At 40.5% G+C, this 10,845-nt stretch carries 5 protein-coding genes; 2 read left to right on the top strand and 3 right to left on the bottom strand.

The window, feature by feature from the left end:
- Positions 1-203: 203 nt before the first annotated feature.
- Positions 204-1,037 (bottom strand): photosystem II manganese-stabilizing polypeptide, encoded by an 834-nt coding sequence (locus GNE10_RS01345; RefSeq protein WP_099067307.1) that lies wholly within the window; start codon positions 1,035-1,037, stop codon positions 204-206.
- A gap of 464 nt (positions 1,038-1,501) precedes the next feature.
- Between GNE10_RS01345 and GNE10_RS01340 the strand changes: the two genes are divergently transcribed.
- On the top strand, positions 1,502-1,849 hold the full coding sequence (locus tag GNE10_RS01340) for a hypothetical protein (protein ID WP_185563316.1): 348 nt from the start codon (positions 1,502-1,504) through the stop codon (positions 1,847-1,849).
- Between the two features lie 54 nt (positions 1,850-1,903).
- Here GNE10_RS01340 and GNE10_RS01335 read toward each other — a convergent pair whose 3' ends face one another.
- Both GNE10_RS01335 and GNE10_RS01330 read right to left on the bottom strand, forming a co-directional pair.
- A complete protein-coding gene (locus GNE10_RS01335; protein WP_185563315.1) occupies positions 1,904-6,955 on the bottom strand; it encodes an eIF2A-related protein in 5,052 nt (1,683 codons plus the stop codon).
- Positions 6,956-7,035: 80 nt separating this feature from the next.
- Entirely contained in the window at positions 7,036-8,367 is a 1,332-nt protein-coding gene (locus GNE10_RS01330) for a P-loop NTPase fold protein (RefSeq protein WP_185563314.1), read from the bottom strand.
- Positions 8,368-9,345: 978 nt separating this feature from the next.
- Here GNE10_RS01330 and GNE10_RS01325 point away from each other — a divergent pair.
- Positions 9,346-10,200 carry a cell division protein FtsQ/DivIB gene (locus GNE10_RS01325; RefSeq protein ID WP_185563313.1) on the top strand — a complete coding sequence of 285 codons (855 nt, stop codon included), beginning with the start codon at positions 9,346-9,348 and terminating at the stop codon, positions 10,198-10,200.
- Positions 10,201-10,845 lie beyond the last annotated feature (645 nt).

Raw genomic sequence — 10,845 nt, 5'->3', positions numbered from 1 at the left:
AATTAAAAAAGAGTATGTATATTTACGCAATTAATAAAAAAAGGGCAAAATGCCCTTTTTTGTAGTTAATTTATAGCCATTTGGTAAAAACCTACTTACTCCAAAAAATAAGGGGGTAAGGGGTTAACTCTTGTGATGAAAGCTGATGCTGACAGAATTGTAGTTCTGAATGCCAATCAGTTACAAAACTCAAAAGAATTTGGCTATGATTTGGTTTCAACCCGACCGTAGAATATACCGCGAATCTTAACTTCTTTAGGTTCGCCAGCACCTAAATCAGTATCAGATGGCTGTTCGCTCTCGAAAGTACCAGCAATTTCACCGCTACCGCTATCCACCTTGGCTATTTGCAGAGAAATCTTACCGTTGAGAATTTCTGCACGCTTGACGTTAGTACGGGTGAGTTCTTCGTCATCGGCTTGGGCAGGTAGAGCTACGGCGTTATCATAGCCACTAACCACACCACGACCTTTGGGATCTAGGAAAGCAGCACCACGGTAAGAAGGAACTTTGAAACTACCTTCAAAATCAGTGGAGGTATTAATACTGGTCAATTTGGGTTGGGTTTGAGCAACCAAGTTTTTGATGGTGAAGAGGAAAGGTACTCGCTCACCACCAGGGAGTTGCACGGTAATGGCTTGGAAGTCAAGACCATCAGTTTCCACAAAAGTCAGGCTATTATCTGAGTTGATTTTTAGGTCGCCTTGTACCTGGTCAATGGTGGAAGTGTATCTAGTCAACAATTTGCCAGCAACAAATTCTGCTTCTTGGCGTTTGTTAGCAGGTTCTTCTTTGACGAAGAAACTAGTTGGTTCCAAGCAAAGTTCTTTGATGGTATATGACTGGCTAGAATCAAGGGGAATAGAACCACGACTTGTTTCCGATAGTTGAGGGCATTTGTTAGCCAAGCCAGTGCCTCGAATTTGTTCGTAAGTGAGTACATCCCTACCACTACTAGTAGTAGGAGCATCACTACAAGCAGTTATTAGCCCCAGGCATAAAGCCAAGAATGCCACAATTAAAGCGCGATACCTCATGGTCAACCTCAATCTCAAAAATTAATATCTAAGTTGTAAAACTGCATCGAACTGTGTTATGTATGTGACGCCACTACATACGCCTATTGTTTGATGGGTAAATCAGCCAGATCATACGATTTTTTTTAACTCAAAATCAAAGTACTCTAGTCTCAAGCAACAATGTTCTGATCCCCTCTAGCTCCCGTGAAGGCTGTGCTAAACGGTACTGCGCTGTTTTAGAAGCGATCGCAATTGTTTTTCACAAAAATACAAATCTAGTTATATTCAGTGGTGATTGAAGAAGTGGAAAGTGGAAGACACGGGGACGGGGGGACACAAAGAGTTGAAAAAACTTCTGGAAAATTCTACAGGGTGTTGGTCTGCTTGGGTCAAGTGAGGCCAATCAATCAAGCTGGCAAACTAGGGAAAATTAAAAATCTCCGGTAAATTTGAGTTGACCTCATTTACACGGAAAGGATGGGATGAACAACAACAAAACTATTGACTCAGAAAATTTGCTTTCTAAATTGCAAGCGATCGCAACTGTGGTTAATGATACAGTTGATAGCTGTCAAGGCGACACTGTAGCTCTTTTGTCTTTACTACGAAAATTAGAGCAGTTACACCGAGAAATTCGAGATGGGGTTTTTCAACAGAGTTTGCCTGTTAACCGTCGCCAACTCTACTCACTGCTGAAAGATATTGAATCTGAGGGAGGCTGGCCTTATATTGAGCGGATGAGATTACAAGCTTTTTTGGCGAATTTGCCTGAAGAAGACACCAAAGGAAATAGCCCTGAGCTTTTGGAGAACGATCCCTCCTTTAGTTAATCCACCAAGAGTCATGAGTCATTTGTAAAAAACCAATGCCCTATGCCCCTTTGCCTAGAGTATGCCATCACAAATATGGCGATCGCGCTGTTCTATATTGCGGTTATGTTTGAGGTAATCATCCACCCACTGGCAGCCGCGAGCAACTAAGTCATGAAGATTTAAATTCCAGAGGATTATCGTATTGTCATCACTAGCTGATGCTAGTGTTTGACCATCTGGACTAAAGCTGACACTTAATACTGGAGCGTGATGCCCGTTGAGGCTTTTGATTAATTTGCCTTCACGGCTCCAGAGTTTCACTGTACCGTCCCAACTAGCGGCGGCGAGTAATTTCCCATTAGGACTGAAAGAAACGGCATTGACGCTATCGCTGTAGCCCTTTAACAAGGTTTTTAGCAATGTACCATCCCGTCGCCAAAGTTTTACAGTGTTGTCCCAACTGGCAGAAGCTAGCAATTCATCAGTGGGACTAAAGCTAACACTCAACACCCAACTGTCATGGGGCGAAAAAGTTTTGAGTAACGTGCCATCTCGCCGCCAAAGTTTTACTGTTTGGTCATCGCTGGCAGAGGCTAAAAACTGATTATCAGGGCTGAAATTCACACTATTCACCCAGCCGTGATGCCCCACTAGGGTTTTGAGTAACTTGCCTTGACGATTCCAAATCTTTATCGTTTTATCTTTACTAGCTGATGCCAAAAACTCGCCATCTGGGCTGAAATTTACGCTCATAACGCTATCACTATGTCCGTAGAGAGTCGCGATTGAAGTACCGTCAAGCCGCCAAAGTTTCACAGTTTTGTCATAACTTCCGGAAGCTAGCATTTCACCTCTAGGGTCAAAACTAACACTAGGAACTTTATCTGTATGCCCGACCAAGGTTTTATAAAGTCTGGTTTTGACTTCACCACTGGTGGTGTCTCTTTGCCAAAGTTTGACGGTGCGATCGCTACTACCAGAAGCTAGCATCTGGCCATTGGGACTCCAAGCAACGCTCAAGACTCGATTTTTATGCCCTTGGAGAATAGACGGTGTTGGTGCATCTAAACTCCAGAGTTTGATGTTTTTATCAAAACTTCCCGAAGCCAGCAATTTATTATCGGGACTGAAAGCTACACTAGCAACGCCATCGTTGTGTCCTTTAAAGGTTTTAAGTAAGCTGCCAGTGATACTCCAAAGATTTATGGTGTTGTCTTCACTTCCAGAAGCTAATTTTTGACCATCAAAACTAAAGCTTAAACTCCATACTGTGTCGCTATGGTGGTGTAATGTTTTGTAAAGAACAAAATTAACAGTACTGTTGTTTTCCTCTCGCCGCCAAAGTCTTACTGTTTTGTCTCGGCCTCCCGACGCTAACAATTTCCCGTCAGGACTGAAAGCAACCACCGTTACACCTTGTTGATGTCCCTGCAAAGTTCTAAGCAAGCTACCATCACGTCGCCAGATTTTTACTGTTTTATCGTCACTTGCTGAGGCGAGGAATTGCCCGTCAGGACTAAAGTTTACCCAGTTAACCCAGCCATCGTGTCCCCTGAGTATTTTTACGAGGCTACCGTCTTTGTGCCAAAGTTTGATCGTTGCATCCTTACTGGCGGTGGCTAATAACTCGCCATCAGGACTGAAATTAACGCTATAAACCCAATCTCCATGTGTTTTTACAGTTTTATATGGTTGGGGATAAAACTCACCCGTAATGGGGTTTTGACGCCAAATTTGCACTGTTTTATCAAGACTGGCGGAGGCTAGGGTTTTCCCATCAGGGCTGAAACTAACGGCGGTTATCGCGTCATTATGACCTTTGAGGGTTTGGAGTAAGGTTCCATTGGGACGCCAAAGTTTTACTGTCCGATCTCGACTTCCTGATGCTAGTAACTGGCCATCTGGGCTGAAAGCTATTCCCCAGACAATATCGGTGTGCCCTTCTAAGCGGTTGACCTCGGTTACTCCATAAACCGCTTGTTGCAGGGCTGTGATTACCCGCATTCGGGTGTCTGGTTGCACAAAGTCTGCCTTTTCAAGTCGTCTCCAAGCCCGTAAACTTTCTAATAAGGCATCAAATTCTTTATTAGAAGCAAATAAAGCTTCGCTAGCAGCTGCGATCGCACTAATTTTTAAGTTGGTTTCACTGCGTTCAGCTCGTAAAGTTTGGCTAATTGCTGCTCTTTTCTGTATATCAGCTTGCCACCATAATGCTGCTATTGTTCCCCCCATGATTGACAGCACTACGCCTGCTATGCGTGCTTCTTTTAACCGTCTTTGTAAAATTAAATTGAGTTGCTGTTGACTAAGTTTTTGAGCTACCTCTGCTTTCTTTTTTTCTAGCTTGATTTTTTCTAATTCGGCTGCAATTCCATAATTATTTTTTTGGCGAATTGGTTCAACTAAATAATCGTGAACTAGCTGGTAGCGATCGCCTAATTCTTCTCTGACTCGCAACACCAGCCCCGAACCTACCAATATTTCTAAAATCAGTTCGCCAACTCTGTTAAAACTTGATATTGTATCGATATCTTGATTATTAGCTAGTGCAGCAGCCAAATCGCCTTTAGTTTTTAATGGTCGCGTGCCTTTTTCATCAGTTAATTCAAATAATAATTTCCAACTTAATTTTTCATTTTCCTGACCGCAATCTTTGATTACTTCTCCTAGCCAGCGCTCCACTAATTTTGTCCAGCCTCCGCAAAGTTTATATTGTGCGAGTGTGGTGATGTTTTCTATTTCTAGTTGAGCGCCGACTATTTGTAATTCAATTGGATGTACTTCGTCTAGTTCTCCTGTTAAATCTTCTACTAATCGATTAATTAATTCATCACTCAATTCATAATGAGAACGTTGAGTCAGACTATAAATTATCGCTTTGGCATCCTGCCGAGAAAATTTTCCTAAATAGTAACGAATATCTTTGTCGAGAATATTTTGATTAATGACTCCTAAGTCATATATTTCAGTAGTATTTTTCTGACTCAAGCGTTCAAATTCTAATAAATAATGTAAATAATCTTCTCGCAATGAAAGAATAATTTTGACATAGGGAATATTTAAACACTCACTAAAAAATTTATAAAATTCTATTCTTTGTGTGCTAGGACTGCTAACAAAGAAAAATTCTTCAAATTGGTCGAATATCAGAATTATTGTATGATTGCGCTCAGTTGCCAAGCGAATATTTTCAAGCAGGATATTAGGTGTATAGTCGAGATTAATGGATATTCCTGTGTGTGCTAAAGCTTGGTTAATGCTGCTTACTAAAACTGTTAACCAATCAGTATAAACAGATAAAACAATAGGTATGGGAATGCGTTCGCCGATGGCTTTTCTTCTGAGTGCTGGTACTAAACCAGCTTTGAGAATTGAACTCTTTCCAACACCGGATTGTCCATAAATTACTGTGAGTTTGTAGTCAGCGCGAGCAATTCTTTCAATTAAGCGATTAACATCCTGTTGTCGTCCAGAAGCAGATATTTCCTGGGCGACTTCCTCAGGAATAAACGATATTTTATCAGCTTCTAATACTGGGTTAATTTTAGAGCGTTGTGGCTGTAATTGACTAGCACCAACGAAGGCGCGAAAGCCATATTGATGTTCTATTTGAATTTTTTCTCGTTTGAGCTTGAAGGCTTCTGTATAGTCGTGACGCTCAAAAAAGTAAAGCGATCGCAATTCTTCTAAAATTTCTATGTAAAGTGATGGCTGATGTTGCAGTTCGCAAACTACCTTCGCCCATTCCAAGTTATCGATCGCTTCTTCCCACTCGCCTAAATGCCGCTGTGTACGTGCTAATAATAAAAGATACCAACTTTCTTCTCTTTGAGAAACTTCTGTTGCTGCTTCACAGATAGAAAGTGCTGTATTTGCTAGTTCATGAGCCAATACCCAATTTGATTCATAAGCCGCTACATTCGCTAAAAACCCATAATTTTGAGAAATTTGTAAGGCATTTCCATAAATTTTTTGTAGACGTAATGATTTTTGAGCTAATTGTTTTAATTCACCCCAAGCTTGTAAACGTTGTAGCATTTCACAAACAGGTGAAATAAATTTCGCAACTAAATCTTCTCTTTCTACTTCTTCTAATATTTCTAGGCACTGTTTAAACCATAAAAGAGCATGTTGACAATAGCTACTATCAGCACTGTGGTTTAAGTCTGCCATCCGCCGATAACATAGTCCCAGATGAAATAGTACTATTGCTTGTTTTAGTAAAGGTAAGGAAGATGTAATTTTATTTTCCCGCAAGGTGGGAGATGAAGAGGATGAAGGGGATAAAAGTAATTGTTCGCTAATTTTCCGGACTTTGCCACTTTCCAACTGTGCTACTCTTCTTGTTTCTTTCTGCCACAATGCTAGGCTTCTTTGATAATTTGCTAAAGCACCATTAATTTGATCGTTAGCATATTTATCTCTCCCTAAAACAAACTCTAGACTCGCTTCTAATCCTGGTGTTAATTGAATACCATACAAGCGCAGCAAATCGTTACGCGCTGATTCTATTTCGTGGCGGTGTTGGGGTTTGGGATCTAAATGTAGAGAAGCGGTTGATAAAAAAGTTTTAGCCCCTGCTTCTAAAACTTTGGCAAATAAAGATTCTGCTTCTTGATTAATCAAAGCAATTAAATCTGTTTTTGCCATTTCAAACTTAATAGTGGTTGCAGCCCAGCTTTTGAAATCAGGGGCTAATCTGGAAAGCAATGATGCTACTTCATCTTGTAGCCACAATACCACTGGGAATGGAAAAGTTGCAGCATAGATATCTCGTGCTTGGTTGATGCCTGTAAGTAAGTTTTCCAGGTCGATAATTGACTCAATACCAAAAATCATGACAGCTGATGGCAAAGAGTCTGTGACAACCACGGGATTATCCAGAAATAATTCTGAAATTATTGTGTTGTGTAAGGAAGTAGTTGATGGATTGAGAAAGATTTCTCTAATATTGATGTCTTGAGTCAGGGAGCGAATATTTTCTAACATTTGCTCCCGTAGCTGCCCGTAATTACATCGGACTAAAATCAAAGCAAATTGACCCTCAGAAAGGGCGATCGCTCTAATCAGTCTTTGCAAAGTATGTTGATTTTCTTTGGTCATTGGGTATGGGGCATTGGGCATTGGGCGTTGGGGGATGAGGAAGATGAGGGACAAAGCTGCTCAGTCCCTAGTCACCAGTCAACCCTATTTTCAAGCCAGTGTTATTGGTTTTGTTGCCAAGCCAAAACTTTTTCTGTTTCTGCTAAGGCTGGACTGATACCAAACCAGCGCCCCACAGGATCGCGATATTCAAACAGATACATGCTTCGTAGTAAGCTTTGGTAGTCAGACTCGCCTTTAACTCTCTGCTGTTGTACTACTTCAAACAATAATTGCCATTGGGATTCATCAATAGCTAATAGCAAATCATCACGGTAGTCTTTAATCACAGCTTCTAAGCAGTCGCTAGAAAACGGCGGATCTTGTCGTTGCAGACAGCTATAAAGTAAACCCAATAAGTTACGAATGTGGCCGCCGCTAACGCGACATAAGCGATCCAAGGTTTGGGAGTTATCGAATAATTCTGTAATGAGTGAGAGTCTTGTATCTAAAGGAACCTCTGGAAAAGCCCTGGCTAAGACTAACTGGCGTACCAATGACATCCCTGGTTCATAATCACTACCATCTCTTTGTCGCAGCAGCACCATCGGTAATACTTTGGGGGCAATCCCTCCCCCCAAGCGATTTTTCAGTGTCTCGTACTCATTAGAAAAAATTAGTGCTAGGGGAATTGTGTAAACTAGGTGGCATTTGAGTCGGCGTAACTGTTCGCCTCGGTCGATAAATAGGTACTCTGGTTGCGATCGCCCTGATGCTAAGGGACGCATATCCACTCGATCTAAGTTATCTACAATCACTACCAGTCCTTTTTGACCGCGCAGTTTGAGCTGATTAACAGCTTTTTCTAAAATTTCTTCGTTAATCGCTTGCAAAATACTGTTGGTGCGTGGTTCGAGATATTGCCTCAGTTGATTACGCAGTTGATTGCTATCTTTGGTTTTGGCGGTAATTTTAGCAATTCCTAAGGACAACTCTGCTTCTGCTGAAATTTCTATGGGACTTTGCAAAAAATCGCCTACTTCTTTAAACAAATTGCTAAAGTAACCAGGTTTGAGTTTGATACCAATCCCTTCTAAACTAATACTTACTTGACGCGCTACACTGAGCAAAATATCGCTGACATCAATATCCGCCATGTCTAAATCTTGACTGGACTCAAAATAAACTACATGAAATCCCGCCAATTCTAGTTCTGTTTTCAGGCGCTGCAACTCTGTGGATTTACCGCAGCCAATGTGACCAGTAAATAACTGGCAGGTTGGCTCGTCAGGGGAAATACGACAGATTGTCCGTTGCAATTCTTCTACAATCTTGCAACCACGTACATCAGCAAAATCTATGTAATACTGCCGATCTAGCACGTTACTTACATTTAATGTGTAGCTAGGATTACATGCTTTATAAAAACGTGACAAATTTAATGTCATTCTCATGTATGTTGAGGTCTATTTCAGAGAAAACAGTTTTGGGAGAACAGGAAACAGGAAAACCCATACGCCATAGCGTGGGATTATGACAAGGACGCCGTTTTTCCTCGCGCTTTGCGTCTGATAAAAACGTCTTTTTTAAATTGGGCTTTAGACCCAGAACTAAAGTTTTCGATCGCTGTTTCCTGTTCCCTCTTAAGAGTTCCCTACTCGAAGGGGTTTGTGATGTGTGTGTAGATGCAATTAAATTTGTATTTTTTATACAAGTAATCTCTAGCCTACATTTAGGCACACGCTTAGTTTGCAAGTTGGTAGTGTCTTGCAATAGACAGTACTCCTAGCGAGCCTACACCGAGTAACTGTGAGTATATGGTAGAGATTTAATTGACCCTAATAACGCTAAGCATATCTGTCCTTTTTACACCTGCTATTGAGGTTTTGACAATCTCTAGCTTTGGCTTGAACAAAAAGAAAAAAAGTGGCAGGTAAACTGTTTGAGATCGCGGGTTTTCCCTGATGCCTTTGTCCTCTTGGTTTGCTTAGCACAAATGTTAATCCTAAAGTTAACAAGTCGCAAAAACTACTAGACTAGATGATTTTCAGTTTGTATAGCTCATGAGGTAGGACTGGTATTAATTATAGCAATGTATACATAAATCTAGTAAATTTTCACTTATCATTTCACATTGTATTTGTCAATAAAACAAAATTTTAAATATTTCAATTAATATTTCGTAATCATTGAGAGAAGAAAGTTCGATGAAAACTTGTCAAAAAGACTACAGTCAGTTCAAAATGGACACCGGAAACTTTAATAACCACTAATGACTAGCGCCACGATTTTTGTTTAGTTACTGTAAAGTGTTACTAAAAATAAAAAAAGTCTTGAGGAGTACGGCTAACAGATGCCGACAGTGTTTACTGAAATTAATTAATGATACAAATACGTCAAGGATTTTGGACTGCAAGGAAAAAGGGGTTTGAATGGCTGGCATAATATCAGTTTCCCGCACGGATCTAGCCCAGCGCCGTAAAAAATTACGTCGGCAAAGGCAGATGAAAATTATTCAGGCGATTTGGCGAACCATTGCCATTACCAGTTTGGCCAGTGGATTGCTGTGGGTGGCAGTCCAACCAATGTGGATGCTCAAAGCTTCTAAGCAAATAGTGATGAAATCAGGCAATAAATTACTGTCCGATGAAACAACTCGATCGCTATTGGTGCTGTCTTACCCCCAGTCATTGTGGCGAATTGAACCGTCGGCCATCGCCAATTCCTTGAAGCAACAACCAACTATTGCCAATGCCACCGTTAGACGCCGCCTATTTCCTCCTGGGTTGATTGTTGACATCCAAGAACGAGTACCTGTGGCGGTGACTCAAACACCAACAGTCCAAAATCAAGGCACTAGTAACAAAAAAGTCACAATTGGCTTACTAGATGCAAGTGGAGTTTGGATACCCTTAGAAAAATATACATCACTCAACCCCACCAGAAAATTACCCAATCTCAGAGTTATTGGATTGCCAAAACAATACTGCCTCTATTGGAATCAAATTCATCAAGCTATCAGTCAAAGCCTGGTGAAAGTGATGGAAATTGATTGCCAAAATCCAACGAATTTAATTTTAAAAACAGAATTAGGAAACGTGCATCTTGGCACTCCAGGGCCGCAATTATCAGAACAAATCAAGGTACTAGCTCAAATGCGCCACATAACAGCAAAACTCAATTCTGGCGAAATAGAGTATATTGATTTGAAAAATCCCGAATTACCATTAGTACAAATGAACCAAAAAAATTCCAAATTAACTCCCAAAATCCCTGGAAACATTTAGACTGTCTGATATGTTCAGCGCTCTTAGTAAATTAAGAAGCTTTATGCTGATAAATATATTTATTATTTTTAGCTTTCTCGCAAACCGCAGGAAAATCGGCATTAACTTCTAATTAAAATGAGAAGACCGATCGTAAAATCTCCATTGTGAGTCAAAAAACCCGTAGTTGCGCTCCTAATATCTATGTAGTGGGGTGCAAGATGCCAGACAATCTAGTGATGGCATATAGCGTGCAAACACTTTCTGCCATACATTCTGCAACTAAATCCAGTGCAAAAAGCAGAAAAATGTTTGAGTTTTCCATTAAAATCTGACTCACAAGCAGAGAACAATCTCTGAGAATGGTTGAGGCCGCTATTAAAGTGCAAAGCCGAGAATGCTCTGACTTTAGTCTTTTTAAGACACTTTGGAACTGGCCAAACAGGGTGTAGCAAGAGAGATTTCGATCTTTTGTTGTCGGTGCAACTCACACAGTCTCTTATACTAGACTATTGCTACAACAAAGTGTCCATTAAGACTCCCCAAATAACAAATTAATCAGGTATAGTCTGACAAGCAAATTATTCCTTACTTCCATCTCTAGGATAAGTAAGTATCATGTAAATTTTGTGTCTTAAATTGCAATCATCCCCAATGGTGAAATCT

It is taken from the genome of Nostoc sp. 2RC, assembly GCF_014222165.1.
GTDB lineage: Bacteria > Cyanobacteriota > Cyanobacteriia > Cyanobacteriales > Nostocaceae > Nostoc > Nostoc linckia.
Note: the sequence above shows the minus strand (reverse complement) of the source record. Positions and strands in the feature narration are given on the sequence as shown.